Origin of the sequence: Phenylobacterium sp. (assembly GCF_030681155.1) — a bacterium.
Classification (GTDB): domain Bacteria; phylum Pseudomonadota; class Alphaproteobacteria; order Caulobacterales; family Caulobacteraceae; genus Phenylobacterium.
The window spans coordinates 138,158-156,026 of the sequence record NZ_JAUXXE010000034.1 but is presented as its reverse complement, the minus strand read 5'-3'; the positions used below and the strand labels follow the sequence as shown (position 1 = coordinate 156,026).

Here is a 17,869-nt window from a genome sequence, read left to right as displayed (position 1 = left end):
ACAGCCACGCTCTACCGATCTGAGGTCCATCATGAGCGAACGCGTCCCCCACATGCCGGCCATTTTCGTCGGTCACGGCAGCCCGATGAACGCCCTGGGTGGAGACTATGCCGACGCCTGGCGCGCGCTCGGCGCCTCCCTGCCCCGGCCCAAGGCGATCCTCTGCATTTCGGCCCACTGGTACGTGGAGGAGACCGCGGTCACGGCGATGAGCGCCCCGCGGACCATCCACGACTTCTACGGCTTCCCAAAGCCGCTCTACGACATCGCCTATCCGGCGCCTGGCGACACTTGGCTGGCCGAGAGGGTCACGGACCTATTGTCCCCGACTAGCGTCCGCCACGACCATGACTGGGGCCTGGACCACGGCGCCTGGTCGGTGCTGATGCACATGTTCCCCGCGGCCGACATTCCAGTGCTGCAACTGGCCATTGACCTGCGCCAGCCGCCCAGCGTCCATTATGAGCTTGGCCGCAAGCTCGCCGAACTTCGCGACGAGGGCGTTCTGATCCTGGGATCTGGCGACTGGGTCCACAACCTGCGCCTGGCCATAAGGGCGCAGAGTCCCGAGCCCTTCGACTGGGCCGACCGGTTCAATGAGACGGTGAAATCGCTGATCGCCGCCAACGACCACGGACAGTTGGTCGACTGGATGAGCCTGGGCCAGGACGCCCAACTCTCGATCCCGACGGACGAGCACTACCTGCCGCTGCTCTATGTGCTGGGCGCGCAGGGTCAGGACGATGAGGTCACTTTCTTCAACGACGCCATCGAACTGGGCGCCATCAGCATGACCGGCGTAGTGATCGGGCGGCCCAGCTAGGCCGCCCAGATCCTCCCCCACTGGGGGAGGTGGCGCGCGAAGCGCGACGGAGGGGGCTTGGTGACGAAGGCAAAGCCCCCCTCACCCGGCCATAGCCGGGAGCTCCCCCAGAGGGGGAGCATCTAGCCCTTAGCGCGTGAACTTCTGGAACTTAATCCGGTGCGGGATCAGGCTGTCAGAGCCCAGGCGGCGCTTCTTGTCTTCTTCGTAGGCCTCGAAGTTACCCTCGAACCACTCGACGTGGCTGTCGCCTTCGAAGGCCAGGATGTGGGTCGCCAGGCGGTCCAGGAACCAGCGGTCGTGGGAGATCACCACCGCGCAGCCCGCGAACTCTTCCAGCGCCTCTTCCAGGTTCTGCAAGGTCTCGATGTCGAGGTCGTTGGTCGGTTCGTCGAGGAGGATGACGTTGCCGCCCTCGGTCAGCGTCTTGGCCAGGTGGACGCGGTTGCGCTCACCACCCGAAAGCTGCCCGACCTTCTTCTGCTGGTCACCGCCCCGGAAGTTGAACGAGCCCACGTACGAGCGCGTGTTGATCTCGCGCTTGCCGACGGTCAGCACGTCGAGGCCCTGGGAGACCTCCTGCCAGACGGTTTTATTCGGATCGAGCGCGTCGCGGCTCTGGTCGACATAGGCCAGCTTCACCGTCTCGCCGAGGCGGAATGTCCCGGAGTCCGGAGTCTCCTGGCCGGTGATCAGCTTGAACAGCGTCGACTTGCCGGCGCCGTTCGGGCCGATGACGCCGACGATGCCGTTCGGCGGCAGCTTGAACGACAGGCCCTTGAACAGAACCTTGTCGCCGAACGCCTTTTCCAGGTTCTCGACTTCCAGCACCACGCTGCCCAGACGCGGGCCCGGCGGGATCTGGATGGTCGCGCTGGTCTGGGCGCCGCGAGCGTTCTCCTGCTCGCGCACCATTTCGTCATAGGCGGCCAGACGGGCCTTGGACTTGGCCTGACGGGCCTTGGCGCCCGAACGCACCCATTCCAGTTCGCGGGTCATGGCGCGCTGGCGGGCCTCGGACTCCGACTGCTCCTGGACGACGCGCTTGGTCTTCTGTTCCAGCCAGCCGGAATAGTTGCCCTCGTAGGGGATGCCCTTGCCGCGATCGAGTTCCAGGGTCCACTTCGTGACCTGGTCCAGGAAGTAACGATCGTGGGTGACGAGGATGACGCAGCCCGGGAAAGCTTCCAGGTGATGCTGCAGCCAGGCCACGGACTCGGCGTCCAGGTGGTTGGTCGGTTCGTCGAGCAACAGCATGTCGGGCTTGGACAGCAGCAGGCGGGCCAGCGCGATCCGGCGCTTTTCACCGCCTGACAGCTTGTCTACCGGCCAATCGTTCGGCGGGCAGCGCAGGGCGTCCATCGCCATTTCGATACGGCTGTCGATGTCCCACAGGTCACCGGCGTCGATCTTTTCCTGGAGGGCGGTCATCTCCTCCATCAGCTCGTCGGAGTAGTCCTCGCCCAGCTTGTTGGCGACCTCGTTGTAGCGATCGAAGATCTTCTTTTCTTCGCACCACGAGATGACGTTGCCCCAGACGTTGAGCTGCTCGTCGAGCTGCGGCTCCTGCTCCAGGTAGCCCATCTTCACGCCGTCGGCCGCCTTGGCCTCGCCGTTGAACTCGGTGTCGAGCCCGGCGATGATCTTCAGCAGGGTGGACTTACCCGAGCCGTTGACCCCGACCACGCCAATCTTGGCGTCGGAGTAGAACGACAGCCAGATGTTCTCGAACACCTTCTTGCCGCCGGGATAGGCCTTGGTCAGGCCCTGCATCTGGAAAATGTACTGCTGCGCCATGAGGCGTCCGCGCTCGCTCTTCGAAAAGACGGGAATTCGCGGACGGAGATAGCCGTCGCGGGGGCTTGGCGCAATGCGGCGTGGCCGCGTGACCGCCAAGAGCGCGCCCCAGCATGGAAAAAACGCCCGCCCAGCGCTCTCGTGGCGGAACCAAATTCAACTCGCTGAGCCCGGAACACTCGATGGTCCCGCGCGTAGTTACCCGCTCAGAGGCGCGCCTCCCCCCGGCGCCTCAAACAAGTAGGAGCACCAGCATGCACAAGGACACCGTCAAAGGCGCGACCAAGGAAGCCACCGGCTCGATCAAGGAAGCCACCGGCAAGGTCACCGGCAACGAACGCCTCGAAGCCGAGGGCGCCGCCGAAAAGGTAGCCGGCAAGATCCAGAAGGGCGTCGGCGATCTGAAGGACGCCGCACGCGATGCGCTGAAGAAGTAGCGGCGCCAAACCGCGATTGAAGAGGCCGCGCCGTCACCGGCGCGGCCTTTCTCATGCCTAAAGCGCCAGCATCGGTTTGACCTGACGCCCCGAGGTCTCGAACAACGCCAGCGCCTCGCGCCACTCCGCCAGCGCGAAATACCGCGCTTCCGGCAGCCAGGCCTGTCCGAGTAGTGGCCACAGGTCGTCAAACCAGCCCCGCCAAACAGCCAGCGACACGTCTTCCAGGCGGTCTCGCAGATGGAAGCGTTGCGGCGGCGGCCCATGAGCTGACCGCGCGAAGCCCTGTCCTGACAGCAGGCCGTAGGACACGAAGTCGCCCGCAGGCGCCATCGCAGCCAGGATCCGGGTGGCGAGCGTTCCGCCGACGGCGTCGAACGCCACATCGACGCGCGAAGCGGCTGCTTCGACATCGCCTGACATAGCGACCGGCGTGACGCCCAATCGGAGCAGCCACTCATGGTGCTGAGGCGAGCGGTAAATCCCGATGACCTCGCTCGCGCCCGCGCCCAGCGCCCACTGGCCCAGCAGATTGGCGCAGCTCGAACCGGCCGCCGTCACCAGCACCCGCCTGTCCCGGACGGGCCACCGGCGCAGCATCAGCATCGCCGCCAACGGATTGATGTAGCCACGCGCGGCCAGCCCGGTGTCGACATCGTCCGGCGCCGGGACCATCCAGGCCGGGTCGCAGTCGACATAGCGCTGCCAGGTTCCCGCGCCGCGTAGTGGCAAAACCCGACGCCCGATGAGCGCCGCCTCCGCCCCTTCGGCCGAGACCACCGTCCCGACCCCCTCGTATCCGGCGACCAGCGGCGGCTGGATCCGGTGGCTATAGGCGCCGGTGATCGGAATCAGGTCCGAAGGATTGACCGGCGCCGCCGTCATGCGCACGCGAACCGCGCCCGGCGAGAGGTCGGGCAGCGTCGCGGCCTCCAGCGTCAAGGCCTCGGCGGGCTGACCAAACCGGCGATACCAAAGAGCGTCATTGAGCACGTGCCGACCTCAAGTTCGCGCGGGGTGATCGCCAGGGCCTTGCGATGAGTCATGGCCGCACACAACCCGGCCTAGATCGCGCCGAGTTTTCGCCTCACCGCGCGCGCTAAGCTTTGCCTTGAACAACCGGAGGACGGATCGCATGTCGTTATCGAAGATGTCGCGTAGCGTATCGATCGTGACCATGGCGGGCTTGGTCGCCGTTCCATCGGCGCCCATGGCCGCGCCGGTGGTCCGCGACGGCGAACCGACGCCGGCGGCGTGCGAGGCGCTCGGCTTCGCTCCGGCCGCAAGCGGCGGCTATCCCGGATCGCCGCGCGGTCGTCCGGCCGGCGGCCCGATCTACTCGATGGCCCCGCCTCCGCCGCCTTCACCGCAAATGGCCCTGCCCACGATCCCGCCACTGCCGGTGCCGCCGGTCGCCAATCGAGTGGAGAAACGTATTGCGTCTCCCGCACCGCCGCAGTCGCAGATGGTGTTGAGCGGCGCGCGGCGCACGATGGAGACCGAGCGCTATCGCGGCGCAGTCGCGAATGCGATCAAGCGGGTCGCCGAAGAGCCGGTCTCGACCTTCTCGGTCGATGTCGACACCGCCTCCTACGCCAATGTGCGCCGCTTCCTCAACGACGGCCGCCGGCCGCCCTCGGACGCCGTGCGGGTCGAGGAGCTCGTGAACTATTTCGACTACGGCTACGCCAAGCCGGCTGATCGGTCCTCGCCGTTCCAATCGTTTGTCGCGGTGACCCCGTCGCCGTGGTCGAGCGAGCGCCAGATCGTACAGATCGGCCTGCAAGGCTACGACATGCCGCAGTCAAAGCAGCCACCGCTGAACCTGGTCTTCCTGGTCGACACCTCAGGCTCGATGTGGAGCCAAGATCGTCTGCCCTTGGCGACCAAGGCGCTGAACCTGCTGGTGGATCAGCTTCGGCCGCAGGACCGCGTGGCCATTGTCGCCTATGCCGGATCAGCCGGCGCGGTGCTCGCGCCGACCGACGGCCGCAGCAAGCTGAAGGTGCGATGTGCGCTGCAGTCCCTGAGGGCAGGAGGCTCCACCGCGGGTGGCCAGGGCCTGACCTTGGCCTATGACCTCGCCCGCCAGAACTTTGATCGGGGGGCGGTGAACCGGGTGATCCTGCTGACCGACGGCGACTTCAATGTCGGCGTCGCCGATCCGGCCAAGCTCAAGGACGTCGTCGCCGACAAGCGCAAGGACGGCGTCTATCTGTCGGTCTACGGCTTCGGGCGCGGCAACTATAACGACGTCATGATGCAGACCCTGGCCCAGAACGGAAACGGGACGGCGGCCTATATCGACACCCTGAACGAGGCCCGGAAGCTGTTCCGCGAGGACTTCGCCAGCTCGCTGTTCCCCATCGCCGACGACGTGAAGATCCAGGTCGAGTTCAATCCCGCGACGGTCACCGAATACAGGCTGATCGGCTATGAGACGCGTTTGCTGGCGCGCGAGGACTTCAACAACGACCAGGTCGACGCTGGCGAGGTGGGGTCGGGCGCCTCCGTCACGGCGCTCTACGAGATCACCCCGGCGGGCGCGCCCGCCTCCAGCGATCCGTTGCGTTACGGCCCTCGCAAACCCAGCGCGCCGGCGCCGGCCGGCGAGCTCGCCTACCTGAAGATTCGCTACAAGCTGCCGGGCCAGACAACCTCGAAACTGATCGAGCGGCCCATCGGCGGAAGGGACATCTATCCCAGCGTCCAGTCCGCGCCCGAAGCGGCGCGATGGGCGCTCTCGGTCGCCGCCTTCGGCCAGATGCTGAAGAACGACCCGCGCATAGACCCCAGCTTCGGCTGGACGCAGGTCACCGATCTCGCCCAAGGCGCGCGCGGCGAGGATCCATACGGCCTGCGCGCCGAGTTCGTGCAGCTGGTCCGCGCCGCTGGCGAAACCAAGTCGCAGGGAGACTAGGCGCGAGCGCGGAGGGCGGGATTCTTTTTTACGCCCTCCCTCTACAGGCCAGAACCAAACCGCCCGGCGTTCGTTAGTCGCTATGTCCTAATGTGAGGGAGGCGGCGCGTGTTCGACGTCACCGATGCGCACTCTGAGAATCTGATCCGACTCGACCCTTCAGAAGCGCCCCATTTTGGCGCTCCGGGCCGTGTTGGTTTCCACCTGATCGACACCACCATGATGTACGCGCCCCGGTCTGGCGGGGTGAAGCGCTACCTTCATCAGAAACGCGAATGGCTGATCAAGCGTCGCCCGGATATCGCCCACACCCTCGTGGTGCCCGGGGCGACGACCGGCCTGGCCGCGCCGGGCGTGGTCAGCGTCGCAGCCACTCGTCTGCCGTTCGGCGACGGCTACCGCATGCCTGCTTCCACGACGAAATGGGAAACCGTCCTGCGGATGCTGGAGCCCGACATCATTGAGGCGGGCGACATGTTCGTGCCCGGCCACGCGGCGCTAGACGCTGGCGAGGTCTTGGGGGTCCCGGTGGTCGGCTTCTGCCATACCGACGCCGCCGCCCTGGCCGCCCTACACTTCGGCGATTGGGCCGAGGCGCCCGCCATGAAGCACTGGGCGGCGATCTTCACCCGCTTTGACCGCGTGGTCGCCCCAAGCCGCCACATCGCCAACCGCTTGGCAGAAGCCGGCGTCGAGAAGGTCAGCGTGCAGATGCTGGGCGTCGATACCGACCTCTTCCACCCTGATCGCGCCGATGGGATGAAGCTGAAGCGCCGGCTGGGCCTGCCAGCCGACGCCAAGCTACTGGTGTTCGCCGGTCGTCCGGCTCGCGAGAAGAACATTGAGAGCTTGATCTGCGCCGTCGAGCGGCTGGGCGCCCCCTACCACCTGTTGCTGGTCGGCGCCGGCAAGGACGCCCACTACTCACCGCGCGTCATCCCCATGGGCTACGAGCGCGATCCGTTGAAGCTGGCGGCCTTGATCGCCAGCTGCGACGCCCTGGTCCACGCCAACGAGAACGAGCCCTTCGGCCTTGTCGTGCTGGAGGCCCTCGCCGCCGGGGTGCCCGTGGTCGGCCCTTCGCGCGGGGGGATTTCCGAGTTGATCGACGACCGCGTTGGTCAACAGGCGACGACCGTGGATCCGGCCGGGATGGCCGAAGCGATTGAGGCGCTGTTCGCGCGCGAACAAACCCCGATCAAGATCGCCGCCCGTCGCCGGGCCGAGCAGCGCCATAGCTGGGACACGACCTTCGAAGGCCTGACCCGGATCTATGGCGAGCTCGTCGTCGGTCGCTCCTCGGTGGCGCCGACGCCCATGCGGGCCTAGCGGCCCGTCGGCATGTCTTTGAAGGCCACGTCCTTGTCCACCCGGATATCGCCGGGCAGGCCAAGCACGCGTTCAGCGATGATGTTGCGCAATATCTCGTCGGTGCCCCCGGCGATCCGCAGACCCGGCGCGAACATCAACGACCAGTGGAAGGCCGCGTCCTGCGGGGCTAGATCGCTGTCGTTGATGATGCCGTACTGATCGAGCATCTCGATGGCTGTGTTGGCCAGCTCCTGCATCTGGACCGCCGAGACGATCTTACCGATAGAGCTTTCGGGTCCCGGCGTTTGGCCGCGCGACAGCGCCGTCATGGTGCGGTTGCGGGTGTGCTTCAGTCCCTCTGCCTGGACGTACCAGTCGGCCAGCTTCTCGCGCACCGCCTGATCCTGCAGCGCCGAGGCGCCGTCGAGGCCAGGGGTGTTGCGCGCGGTTTCCAGGAACTGACTCCAGCCCGCCCCGGTCGCCCCGCCGACGGCCAGCCGCTCGTTCATCAGGGTGACCAGGCTGACCTTCCAGCCCTCGCCCTCGGCGCCGAGCCGCTGGCTGTCCTTCACCCGCACGTTGGTGAAGAACACCTCGTTGAACCCCGAACCGCCGGACATCTGGTGGATCGGCTTCACCTCGACCCCCGGATCCTTCAGGTCCAACCAGAACATGGTCAGGCCCTTGTGCTTCGGCACATCCGGATTTGTTCTAACGATTACAATTCCATAGTCGGAGAACTGGGCGCCCGTCGTCCACACCTTCTGGCCGTTGATCAGCCAATCGCCAGATCCGTCGGGGACGCGCTCGGCCTTGGTGCGTGAGGCGGCGACGTCGGAGCCGCCGGACGGTTCGGAGAAGAGCTGTGACCAGATTTCCTCGCCGCGCAGGGCTGGGCCGACAAAGCGTTTCTTGGTCTCGTCGTCGGCAAAGGTCATGACCGTCGGCACGCACATGCCCAGGCCGATCTGGAAGGGATTAGGCGGGATCGGATACTTGGCCTCTTCCTGGCCGAAGATCACGTTCTGGACCGGCGTCCCACCTTGCCCGCCCCACTCCTTGGGCCAGGTGATGCAGGCATAGCCAGCGGCAGCCTTCTTGGCCTGCCAGGCCTTGGAGGCGGCCATGCTGTCGCCGCCTTCGGGATCGGAGCCATCGCGCTTCTTCGGCGCATTGGTCTCAAGCCACGTGCGGACTTGGCTGCGATAGGCGGCTTCTTCGGGGGTGTCGTTGAAATCCATGACCTATGTCCTGCTCAGGCTGCCGCCGCCGCATTGCGGCGCTCGAGGTGGCTGACGAGGCGCTCCTTCCAGACCCGCGGCGCACCGGCCACGAGGCTGAGTTGCCGCGAACGGCGATAGAAGAGGTGGCAATCCATTTCCCAGGTGAAGCCGATGCCGCCGTGGGTCTGGATGTTTTCCTTCGAAGCGAACCAGAAGGCTTCCGAAGCGGCGATCCGCGCGGCGCTGGCCGCCACGGGGAGTTCCGGCGCGTCGGTGTTGAGCGCCCAGGCGCCGTAATAGGCGTTGGACCGCGCCAGCTCGTTCTTCACGTACATGTTGGCGAGCTTGTGCTTGATCGCCTGATAGGAGGCGATGACCCGGCCAAAGGCGTAGCGTTCGAGCGCATATTCCTTGGCCATCTCCAGGCAGCGATCGGCGCCGCCGGTCTGTTCGAAGGAGAGCAGCACGGCGGCCCGATCGAAGATCCGCTCCACCAGTTCGAAGCCTTCGCCCGCCGCCCCGAGCCGGCGGACCGGCGTATTCTTGAAGATCAGTTTGGCGGCGTCTCGGCTCGGGTCGAGGGTCTTCACCGCCTCTTTCGTCACCGAGGCGTCGGCCATATCGACGATGTAGAGGCCCGCCTTGCCGTTTTCATTCGCCAGCACCAGGGCGACATTGGCGATGTCGCCGTCGGTCACCGGGATCTTCGTCCCGTTCAGCTTGCCGTCGGTCACCGTGGCTTGCAGGTTTCCAGCCGTCACCACGCCGGGACCTTCCGAGGTCGCGACGGCGCCGATGACTTCGCCCGCGGCGATCTTCGGCAGCAGGTCGGCTTTCTGCTCAGCCGTCCCGGCCAGCATGATAGCTTCAGCCAGGAAGTAGACGGTCGAGGCGAACGGGATCGGCGCGACTGAACGGCCCAGCTCCTCGGCGATCACGCAGAGCTCCAGGTGCCCGAGACCAAGGCCGCCGTGCTCCTCGGGGATGGCCGCGCCCAGCCAGCCTTGACCGGCCACAGACTTCCACAGGCCCTCGTCAAAGGCCTTGCCGTCCTCCTCCAGCACCTTGCGGGCGCTGGTCGTTGGGCAATTAGCCTCGAGGAACTTGCGCGCCTCGCTTTTCAGAAATTTCTGATCGTCTGAAAAATCGAAATTCATTTCCGCCCATTCCGCCGTTTTCGGCCGGTTTCAATATTCCTTGCCCAGCAACATACGCTCACGGCGCACCAGGGAAAGATTGACCCCGCGTCAAGAATTTCAGCGTCTTATGGGCCACTACACCCAGGGGGCGAGGGCGCGTATGGCCAAGGCGATATTCCAGCGGAACCAGAAGGTCTGGGTCGAGAGCGTCGGGGTCTGGGCCACGGTGGAGAAGATCGTTCCGGTCTGGGCCAAGGGCTTCGATGAGCCGGTCAAGGTCACCTACGACGTCGGCCTGGGTCGCGACTTCCAGGCGACCGAGCTGCGAGCTGAACAGGGCGGCGCGGCGCCTGCGAGCGGCGGCCCGGCCTGGCGGCTGCTGCGGGCGCGCAACAAGTGGCAGGCCGAGGAAGATTCCAGCCACCACCCCTACCCCGGCAGCTACCCGGTCGTGGTGACCGATCCCAACGACTGGGGCGGCTGGCGCGTACCTGGGGCCGAGTATGATCGCGACCCCTACAAGATCGAGTTTCAAGCCCGGTTGATCGCCAGCGCCCCGCACTTGCTGGCGCTGTCGCGAAGGGTGGTGGAGTTGGTCGACGAAAGCGCTGGCGATGCGCCGCCCGAACTGCAACGCATCGCCGAAGACATGGCCAAGCTGAGCCGGCTGCTGGACGAAACGCCCGCCGCCGGCCAAGCCAAGCCGGAGACGGCCTAGAACTTGTAGCCGAAGCCGGCGGAGACCACCCATGGATCGAGCTTCACCTTCGACTTCAGCGCCCCGCCGTTGATGCTGGCGTCGGTGTCGAAGAACACTTTCTTGACGTCGACATTGGCGCTCCACGGCCCCTGCACCGCCACATCGACACCGGCCTGCAGCGCGTAGCCAAAGCCATTGTCGATATCGACGTCGAAGCCGTTCTTGTCCTTGCCGCTGTAGAAGATCATGTAGTTCAGGCCGGCGCCGACATAGGGGCTGACCTTGGCTTGCGGTGCGAAGTGGTATTGCAGCGAAACCACCGGCGGGAGCACCCAGCTCTCATGGACGGTGACGTCGGTGGCCGGGCCTGTCGCCTTCACCGTGTGCTTGGTCGTACCAGCGATCGCTTCGACCGCAATGTGGTCGGTCAGGAAGTAGGTCAGGCCGATCGTCGGCATCACATCGTCGCCAACCTTGGCGCGCAGACCCGTATCTGCGCCGGCCGAAGTGGTGATCGGATCGCTGGCGTCGGTCAGGACGCCGCTGACGCGCACGTTCAGCATCAGGAGCCCCTGCTCCTTTGGCTTGAAATCCTGCGCCTGGGCGGTTCCGGCCAGGAGCAGGGTGGCGCCGAGCGCCAGGGCGAAGCGGGTGGTGGTCATCTTATTATCCCCATCTTTTGTGTGGCTATCGAGCCGCGACGGGGACATCGCGCCAAAACCGAAGCTCGGCTTTGATGGACCTCAAATCGGCGCACTGGCGATTGCCGCGCGGCGTGGCTAAATGCCCTACATGCGTACAGACACTCCCCAGCCGATCCGGCTCGCCGACTACACGCCCCCCGCCTTCCTGATCGACGAAGTGCATCTCGACTTCGCGCTGGCGGCCAACACCACACAGGTGAAGGCGAAGCTGACAATCCGGCGCAACGGCGACCATGCCGATCCGCTGGTGCTGAACGGCGAGCGCCTGAAGCCGATCTCGGTGGCCATCGACGGACGGGTTTTGAACGCCGGCGAGCACACGATCGACGCCGAGTTCCTGACGATCCCGGGCGTACCCGACACCTTTGTGCTGGAGACGCATGTCGAGATCGATCCGGAGGCCAACAAGGCGCTGGACGGGCTCTACATGTCAGGCGGCCGGTTCTGCACCCAGTGCGAAGCCGAGGGTTTCCGCAAGATCACCTGGTACCCGGACCGGCCCGACGTGCTGTCGCGCTTCACCGTACGGATCGAGGCAGACAAGAAGTTCCGTCACCTGCTGTCCAACGGCAACCTGATGAGTTCGGGCGACCTGCCCGGCGGGCGTCACTTCGCCGTCTGGAACGACCCCTTCCCCAAGCCGGCCTATCTGTTCGCCCTGGTTGGCGGCGAGTTGGACGTCCTTGAGGACAAACTCGTCACCATGAGCGGCCGCACGGTCGATCTGCGCATCTTCGTCGACACCGGCATGGCCGACCGCGCCGCCTACGCCATGGACGCGCTGAAGCGGTCGATGATCTGGGACGAGCAGGCGTTCGGCCGCGAGTACGACCTCGACCTGTTCATGATCGTCGCCGTCCGCGACTTCAATTTCGGAGCGATGGAGAACAAGGGGCTGAATATCTTCAACTCCTCGCTCCTGCTGGCCGATCCGGCGACCGCGACGGACCTGGACTATGAGCGCATCGAGAGCGTCGTGGCCCACGAGTATTTCCACAACTGGACCGGCGACCGCATCACCTGCCGCGACTGGTTCCAGCTTTGCCTGAAGGAGGGCCTGACAGTCTTCCGCGACCAAAGCTTCTCGGCCGACATGCGCGGCGCGGCGGTCCAGCGGATCAAGGACGTGAAGGCCTTGCGCGCCCGGCAATTCCCCGAGGACCAAGGCCCCCTGGCCCACCCGGTGCGGCCGTCGAGCTACCTCAAGATCGACAACTTCTACACCGCGACCATCTACGAGAAGGGCGCGGAGGTCATCCGGATGCTCAAGACCTTGATCGGTCCTGAGAAGTTCCGCGAAGGCATGGACCTCTATTTCGATCGCTGGGACGGCCACGCCACCACCGTCGAGGAATTCATCCGCTGCTTCGCCGAGGTCACCGGCGAGGACCTCAGCGACTTCTTCGCCTGGTATGAACAGGCCGGCACGCCGAAGGTCTCGCTAGAGCACAGCTATGATGGCGAAGCTCGCACCCTTCGGATCGACCTGACACAGGAAAGCGCGCCGACGCCTGGGCAGCCGAACAAGCGTCCCCTGCCGACCCCGGTGACTATCGGCCTGCTCGACGGCGAGGGCCGCACCCTGGCCTTCAAACGTGATGGCAAGGCGTTCGATGAGACCGTCGTGGTGCTCAACACCGCCCAGGCCAGCGTGACCCTGACCGACGTAGATTCCGCCCCGGTGATTTCGGCGCTGCGCGGCTTCTCCGCGCCCGTAATGCTGACCACCGACGCCCCGTCAAAGGATCGCTACGTCCAGCTCGCCTCGGACCCGGATCTCTTCAACCGCTGGGAAGCTGGCCAAGATCTCGCCCGCGCCCTGATCGTCGCACGCGCCAAGGGCGCGCCCGACGAGGTCGGCGAGGAGCGCTTCGCCGAAGCGATGGGTCGCGCGCTCAACGACCAAGCCTCCGACCCGGCCTTCAAGGCGTTGCTGCTGTCGCTGCCAAGCGAGTCCGATCTGGCGCTCGCCATCCAACCGGCCGATCCCGCCGCGATCCACGCGGCGCGCGAAGCCCTGCGCACCCGCCTGTCGCTGCATCTTACCGACGACCTCAAGCACCTGCACATTGGTCTGCAAGAACTGGCCGAGTTCTCGCCGGACGCAGCCAGCGCCGGGCGCCGCGCCCTGCGCAACGCCGCCCTGGATCTGCTCGCCGCCAATCCACGCGCCGAGATCGGCGAATTGGCCGAGGGGCACTATCGCGCCGCCGCCAACATGACCGACGCCATGGGCGGCCTCTCGGCCTTGATGCTGGTGGGAGGCGAAGCCTATGAAGCGGCCTTGGCCGACTTCTTCGACCGGTGGAAATCCGAGCCCCTGGTCATCGACAAGTGGTTCGCCCTGCAGGCGCGCGATCCGAACGAGAGCGCCCTGGGCCGCGTCATCGGCCTGACCGCGCACCCGGCCTTCGAGGAAAAGAACCCCAACCGCCTACGAGCGCTGGTTTCCACCTTCGCCAACTTCAACCCGGCGCGTTTCCACGACGAGAGCGGCGCCGGCTACCGGTTCCTCGCCGACCAGATCCTGGCCGTCGATGGCTTCAACCCGATGACCGCCGCACGGTTGGTCGAGCCGCTGGGCGGTTGGCGCCGGTATAAGCCGGAGCTGGGCGCGCTGATGAAGGCCCAGCTGGCGCGGATCGCGGCGACCGAAGGATTGTCGAAAAACGTCTATGAATTGGCGACCAAAGCCCTCGCTGATTAACGAAGGTGGCTGGCGGCGACACGGAATCTTTACGCTAAATCCGCAGCCTAGCTCCCGAGCCATGCAACTCGGGAGACAGCCTGTCCATGTCGGTCTCACTCAGCCGAGTGCGGTTCCTGATCGTCGACGACAACACCCACGCGGTGAACCTCGTAAAAGCGATGTTGCGGGGGTTCGGCGCGGATCAACTCTATGACGCGCAGACGGTAGACTCCGCCCAGCGGCGCATGAAAATCACGCCCTGTGACATCGTGATCCTCGACTACATGCTGGGCGCTGAAGAGGGGGTCACCTTCGCCCGCTGGCTGCGAAACGATCCCGACAGCCCCGCCCCCTACACGCCCATCATCTTGCTGACCGGCCACGCGGACCGCCCGAAGATCGTCGCCGCCCGGGACGCGGGCGTAAACGAGTTTTGCGTCAAGCCGGTCACCCCGGCCGACCTGATGAAACGCATCGCCTGGGTGATCGATCGCGCCCGTCCTTTCGTGCGCAGCCAGACCTATTTCGGCCCGGACCGGCGCCGTCACGACGACCCGAATTATCGCGGCCCCGAACAACGGGCCGACCGCGCCGCCAAGCCAGTATGATCACAACTTGACGTGCCCCGTGACGCGCCCCGCCAGCTTGCGTAGACTCGCCGGTGCGGGTGACTCGACTGAGGCGTAAGGGAGCGGCGGGCTTTGGCCAGACGCGGGGGCAGAGACGCGGCTGAGATTGAGGCGAGCCAGCCCAAGCGCGGCCCTGCGCCCGACGGTCGGAGCGGCGTCAGCCAGAACGTCATGCGGATCGCGATCCTCGCCACCCTGCTGCTGCTGGCGATCTACACCGCGCTCGCCATGCTCAAGATCGGCCGCGACGCCAACGCCACCCCGCCACAAAACCTGACTCTCGCCAGCCGCACCGAAACGCTGGCGGCCCGCCTCGACGCCGAGGGCGCGGCGCTTCGCGGGGGCCTGATGGCGGCCAAGGAAATCCTCGAACGCAAAGCCGACCCGCCGCTGGACGCCGCCGAGGCCGGCCTGGCCGTCGCCGACGGTGCCGCCATCGCCGTGGGCGTGATGGACGCCAATGAAGTGATCGCAGTCGCCGGCAAGGCCGGTGGCGTCGACTGGCGCGCCATCGCCACCAAGGCTGAACAGAGCGGCGGCACCATCTGGATCGGCGCTTCGGACAACAACGCCGCTTCACTGGTGCTCGTCGGCAGCGTCGGAACTGACAAGGGTCGTCGCCAGATCGTCGTCGTCGGGGCGCCCGACCGCCTGACGGCCTCCCTGGACGCCGACCAGGTGGTGGCCACAGCCCAGGGCCAGATCCTGGCGAGCGGCGGAGCCCACCGCGACCTGACTGAGGCCTACGGCCTGCCGACCACCGAACTGAATCGGTCGCGCGATCTGCTTCGCGGCGTCGCCTCAGATGGATCGCCGCTGGACCTCGCCGCGCGTCCGGCCATGGGGGGAGCGCTGCTGGCCGTCTCGGCCGCTTCGGCGAGCCGCAATCTCAGATCGACCGCGATACAGCTCGCCTGGCTGACCATTCCGCTTGGGATCACCTTCCTGCTCGGCCTGCTGCTGTTCCATCAGAGCCGCACCATGGAGGGCGCGCAGCAGGCGGTGATCGACTCCGAGCGCCGGTTCCGGCTGGCGGTCGAAGCCGCGCGATGCGGGATCTGGGAGTGGGACCTGACCACCGACCAGATGTTCATGTCCGACGCCACTGGCGCGATCTTTGGCTGGAGCGGCGGCGGGATCATGTCCGGCCAGGACGTGCTGGATCGCGTTTCGCCCGACCATCGCGAGCGCGTACGCCAGGCCTTGTCGACCGCGGCGATCTACGGCGGCTTTGACGTGTCATTCCGTGTCCCGTCGCTGGTCGGGGGCCGACCGACCTGGATCGATGCGCGTGGCCAGGCCTTTGGCCGATCAACCGAGGACGGTTATTCACGGATCATCGGCGTGGCGCTCGACGTCACCGAGGAGCGGATGGCCCAGGCGCGGGCCCAGGCGGCCGAGAACCGCCTGCGCGACGCCATTGAGAGCGTGTCGGAAGCCTTCGTGCTGTGGGACCGCAATGGCCGGCTGCTGCTCTGCAATCAAAACTACCGCAACGTCTTCTCGCTGGAGCCAAAGCTGCTGACGCCGGGCGCCGGGCGCGAGGAGATCAACCGCCTCGCCCAGCTCGCCATCCACCAGGAAATGCCAAGCCCCGATGGGCGCAAGGGCGTGCGCGAAGCAGAGCTTTCCGACGGGCGCTGGATCCAGATTTCGGAGCGGCGCACCGCCGAAGGCGGTCTGGTCGTGACCGCCGCCGACATCACCGCCATCAAGACCCAGGAAGAGGCCCGCCGGCTCAACGAGCAGGAACTGCAGCGCGCGATCGTCAATCTGGAACGCAGTCAGGACCAGCTCTCCGAGCTGGCTCGCAAGTACGAGACCGAGAAGGTCCGCGCCGAGGGCGCCAACAAGGCCAAGAGCGAATTCCTGGCCAATATGAGCCACGAACTGCGCACCCCGCTGAACGCCATCAACGGCTTCTCCGAGATCATGGTCGGCGAGATGTTCGGCCCGCTCGGCGACACGCGCTACAAGGGCTACGCCCAGGACATCCTATCGTCGGGTCAGCACCTGTTGGCGCTGATCAACGACATTCTCGACATGTCGAAGATCGAGGCCGGCAAGATGGCCCTGAAGTTCGAGCCGCTATGGCTGGAAGAAGTGGCCGAGGACGCCGTGCGCCTGGTCCGCAACCGGGCCGAGGCGGCGGGCCTGGCCCTCTCCATTGAATTCCCGCACCTGCCCGAGGTCGAGGCCGACTACCGGGCGCTGAAACAGGTGCTGCTCAACCTGCTGTCCAACGCCATCAAATTCACTCCGCGCGGCGGCCGGGTGACGATCAGCGCCGAAGGGCGGCAAGATCCGTTGGGTGAGCGTATCCGCGTCAGCGTTCGCGACACTGGCATCGGCATCGCCCAGGACGACCTCGCACGTTTGGCCAAGCCCTTCGAGCAGGTCGAAAACCAGCATTCCAAGACCACCCAGGGCTCTGGGCTGGGCCTGGCCCTCACCAAGTCGCTGGTCGAAATGCACGGCGGCTCGCTGGACATGCAGAGCACGCCCGGCGAAGGCACGATGGTCAGCTTCTCCCTGCCCATCCGCCAGAGCGGCGCCGTGCGCACCGCCCCAGGTTTCGCGGTCGCCTAGAGCGGCGACCTTGGACCACGCTCCTGGTCGCGGCCACGCGCCGCGGGCGGTTCGGCCAGCGCGGTCGCCAGCCTATTGCGCTCAACCGGCGTAAGTTCGGCGGCGAAGTCGACGATACGATCATCAATCTCGCCGCGCGTGCCGGCCTCCCTGTCCCGGATATCGGCCAGTCGCTGCTTGGTCACAGCCGGATCGAAGGGCTCTGCGCCCAGCGTACGCCACGCCTGCGCCCTGGCCTCGCGGGTCTGGCGCATCGTGGTCCGCGCCTCCATCCCTTGGCCACGCAACATGGTGCGAAAGGCCTTCGCCTTCTCGGGATCAAGCGTCTGGGCGGCGGCCCAGACCGGCTGGTTCATTCGCGCCATCGGCGGACGATCGGGCCGCAGGCGCTGACCGACGACAAGCCCGCCGATCACCCCGCCCACCAGGAACAGGTTCACCGCCAGCGAGACGAACAGGACGATCAGGAGTGTCTTGCGGCTCATCACGCGCCTTCCCCGATCACCACGTCCGACAAGTCGTCATAGCCGCTGAGCACGGCGCTCACCGTGTCGTCCTGCTGGACGACCACATCCGACAGCCTCACCCCGACGACCAGGCCGGCGGCGCAGGCCGCCGCCAGTCCAGCCCCCAGCCCGGCGCGCCAGAACCAGCCCCGAACGCCTCCGCGCGCGGGGCGTGCCGACGGGGCCGCGGCGATCACCGCCTCGCGCAATTGATGACTGACCGCCATCGGCGCCCAGGCGTCGAGCACGGCGTCCAAGTCCGCCGGCGCGGCAAGCGCGGCCTTGGCGAACTCGGGCTCGGCCGCCATCAGCAGAGCCGCCGCGTCACGTTCGGCCGCCGGCCAGCGCGCGATGTCGCCGCCATAGATTTCCGCCAGATCCTCAAAGCGTTCGCGGGTCATG

At 66.3% G+C, this 17,869-nt stretch carries 15 protein-coding genes; 8 read left to right on the top strand and 7 right to left on the bottom strand.

The genetic code is table 11. The features are described from left to right. The first annotated feature begins 31 nt into the window (after positions 1 to 31). Complete coding sequence (gene ygiD / locus Q8M13_RS09165; protein ID WP_305299546.1) at positions 32 to 823, top strand: 4,5-DOPA dioxygenase extradiol; 792 nt, start codon at positions 32 to 34, stop codon at positions 821 to 823. Between the two features lie 129 nt (positions 824 to 952). Here ygiD and ettA read toward each other — a convergent pair whose 3' ends face one another. Beyond that, positions 953 to 2,620 carry an energy-dependent translational throttle protein EttA gene (gene ettA / locus Q8M13_RS09160; protein ID WP_305299544.1) on the bottom strand — a complete coding sequence of 556 codons (1,668 nt, stop codon included), beginning with the start codon at positions 2,618 to 2,620 and terminating at the stop codon, positions 953 to 955. A gap of 254 nt (positions 2,621 to 2,874) precedes the next feature. Here ettA and Q8M13_RS09155 point away from each other — a divergent pair, with 254 nt between their 5' ends. After that, entirely contained in the window at positions 2,875 to 3,057 is a 183-nt protein-coding gene (locus tag Q8M13_RS09155; RefSeq protein ID WP_305299543.1) for a CsbD family protein, read from the top strand. Positions 3,058 to 3,114: 57 nt separating this feature from the next. On the opposite strand, the gene Q8M13_RS09150 is transcribed toward Q8M13_RS09155, so the two are convergent. Beyond that, complete coding sequence (locus Q8M13_RS09150; RefSeq protein WP_305299541.1) at positions 3,115 to 4,050, bottom strand: zinc-dependent alcohol dehydrogenase family protein; 936 nt, start codon at positions 4,048 to 4,050, stop codon at positions 3,115 to 3,117. Positions 4,051 to 4,192: 142 nt separating this feature from the next. On the opposite strand from Q8M13_RS09150, the gene Q8M13_RS09145 reads away from it, so the two are divergent. Both Q8M13_RS09145 and Q8M13_RS09140 read left to right on the top strand, forming a co-directional pair. After that, on the top strand, positions 4,193 to 5,977 hold the full coding sequence (locus Q8M13_RS09145) for a VWA domain-containing protein (protein WP_305299539.1): 1,785 nt from the start codon (positions 4,193 to 4,195) through the stop codon (positions 5,975 to 5,977). Between the two features lie 108 nt (positions 5,978 to 6,085). After that, entirely contained in the window at positions 6,086 to 7,306 is a 1,221-nt protein-coding gene (locus Q8M13_RS09140) for a glycosyltransferase (protein ID WP_305299537.1), read from the top strand. Here Q8M13_RS09140 and Q8M13_RS09135 read toward each other — a convergent pair. Together Q8M13_RS09135 and Q8M13_RS09130 are read right to left on the bottom strand one after the other, a co-directional pair. Further along, a complete protein-coding gene (locus Q8M13_RS09135; protein ID WP_305299536.1) occupies positions 7,303 to 8,529 on the bottom strand; it encodes an acyl-CoA dehydrogenase family protein in 1,227 nt (408 codons plus the stop codon). The genes Q8M13_RS09140 and Q8M13_RS09135 overlap by 4 nt on opposite strands. A gap of 14 nt (positions 8,530 to 8,543) precedes the next feature. Beyond that, positions 8,544 to 9,668, bottom strand: a complete 1,125-nt coding sequence (locus Q8M13_RS09130; RefSeq protein WP_305299535.1) for an acyl-CoA dehydrogenase family protein — start codon at positions 9,666 to 9,668, stop codon at positions 8,544 to 8,546. A 142-nt stretch (positions 9,669 to 9,810) separates the two neighbouring features. Here Q8M13_RS09130 and Q8M13_RS09125 point away from each other — a divergent pair, with 142 nt between their 5' ends. Beyond that, the gene (locus tag Q8M13_RS09125) at positions 9,811 to 10,368 is read left to right on the top strand and encodes a hypothetical protein (protein ID WP_305299533.1); all 558 of its coding nucleotides are present in this window, start codon (positions 9,811 to 9,813) and stop codon (positions 10,366 to 10,368) included. Here the strand turns inward: Q8M13_RS09125 and Q8M13_RS09120 are convergent. Then, positions 10,365 to 11,012 (bottom strand): OmpW family protein, encoded by a 648-nt coding sequence (locus tag Q8M13_RS09120; RefSeq protein ID WP_305299532.1) that lies wholly within the window; start codon positions 11,010 to 11,012, stop codon positions 10,365 to 10,367. The two genes, Q8M13_RS09125 and Q8M13_RS09120, sit on opposite strands and share 4 nt — an antisense overlap. Before the next feature lie 130 nt (positions 11,013 to 11,142). Between Q8M13_RS09120 and pepN the strand changes: the two genes are divergently transcribed. The 3 genes from pepN (at position 11,143) to Q8M13_RS09105 (ending at position 16,961) form a co-directional block, all read left to right on the top strand. Next, entirely contained in the window at positions 11,143 to 13,761 is a 2,619-nt protein-coding gene (gene pepN / locus Q8M13_RS09115) for an aminopeptidase N (RefSeq protein ID WP_305299531.1), read from the top strand. An 86-nt stretch (positions 13,762 to 13,847) separates the two neighbouring features. Continuing rightward, positions 13,848 to 14,351: a response regulator gene (locus Q8M13_RS09110; protein WP_305299529.1), complete on the top strand. Its 504-nt coding sequence runs from the start codon at positions 13,848 to 13,850 to the stop codon at positions 14,349 to 14,351. A gap of 93 nt (positions 14,352 to 14,444) precedes the next feature. Continuing rightward, entirely contained in the window at positions 14,445 to 16,961 is a 2,517-nt protein-coding gene (locus Q8M13_RS09105; RefSeq protein ID WP_305299528.1) for a PAS domain-containing sensor histidine kinase, read from the top strand. Here the strand turns inward: Q8M13_RS09105 and Q8M13_RS09100 are convergent. After that, positions 16,958 to 17,446, bottom strand: coding sequence for a periplasmic heavy metal sensor (locus Q8M13_RS09100; protein WP_305299527.1), 489 nt, complete (start codon positions 17,444 to 17,446; stop codon positions 16,958 to 16,960). The two genes, Q8M13_RS09105 and Q8M13_RS09100, sit on opposite strands and share 4 nt — an antisense overlap. Next, the gene (locus Q8M13_RS09095; protein WP_305299526.1) at positions 17,446 to 17,868 is read right to left on the bottom strand and encodes a hypothetical protein; all 423 of its coding nucleotides are present in this window, start codon (positions 17,866 to 17,868) and stop codon (positions 17,446 to 17,448) included. Before Q8M13_RS09095 ends, Q8M13_RS09100 begins: the two co-directional genes overlap by 1 nt. Between the last annotated feature and the right edge of the window lies 1 nt (position 17,869).

Excerpts from the sequence above, each read along its gene's own strand:
- ygiD (WP_305299546.1), top strand. The coding sequence starts at position 32 with ATGAGCGAACGCGTCCCCCACATGCCGGCCATTTTCGTCGGTCACGGC.
- ettA (WP_305299544.1), bottom strand. The coding sequence starts at position 2,620 with ATGGCGCAGCAGTACATTTTCCAGATGCAGGGCCTGACCAAGGCCTAT.
- Q8M13_RS09155 (WP_305299543.1), top strand. The coding sequence starts at position 2,875 with ATGCACAAGGACACCGTCAAAGGCGCGACCAAGGAAGCCACCGGCTCG.
- Q8M13_RS09145 (WP_305299539.1), top strand. The coding sequence starts at position 4,193 with ATGTCGTTATCGAAGATGTCGCGTAGCGTATCGATCGTGACCATGGCG.
- Q8M13_RS09135 (WP_305299536.1), bottom strand. The coding sequence starts at position 8,529 with ATGGATTTCAACGACACCCCCGAAGAAGCCGCCTATCGCAGCCAAGTC.
- Q8M13_RS09130 (WP_305299535.1), bottom strand. The coding sequence starts at position 9,668 with ATGAATTTCGATTTTTCAGACGATCAGAAATTTCTGAAAAGCGAGGCG.
- Q8M13_RS09125 (WP_305299533.1), top strand. The coding sequence starts at position 9,811 with ATGGCCAAGGCGATATTCCAGCGGAACCAGAAGGTCTGGGTCGAGAGC.
- Q8M13_RS09120 (WP_305299532.1), bottom strand. The coding sequence starts at position 11,012 with ATGACCACCACCCGCTTCGCCCTGGCGCTCGGCGCCACCCTGCTCCTG.
- pepN (WP_305299531.1), top strand. The coding sequence starts at position 11,143 with ATGCGTACAGACACTCCCCAGCCGATCCGGCTCGCCGACTACACGCCC.
- Q8M13_RS09110 (WP_305299529.1), top strand. The coding sequence starts at position 13,848 with ATGTCGGTCTCACTCAGCCGAGTGCGGTTCCTGATCGTCGACGACAAC.
- Q8M13_RS09100 (WP_305299527.1), bottom strand. The coding sequence starts at position 17,446 with ATGAGCCGCAAGACACTCCTGATCGTCCTGTTCGTCTCGCTGGCGGTG.
- Q8M13_RS09095 (WP_305299526.1), bottom strand. The coding sequence starts at position 17,868 with ATGACCCGCGAACGCTTTGAGGATCTGGCGGAAATCTATGGCGGCGAC.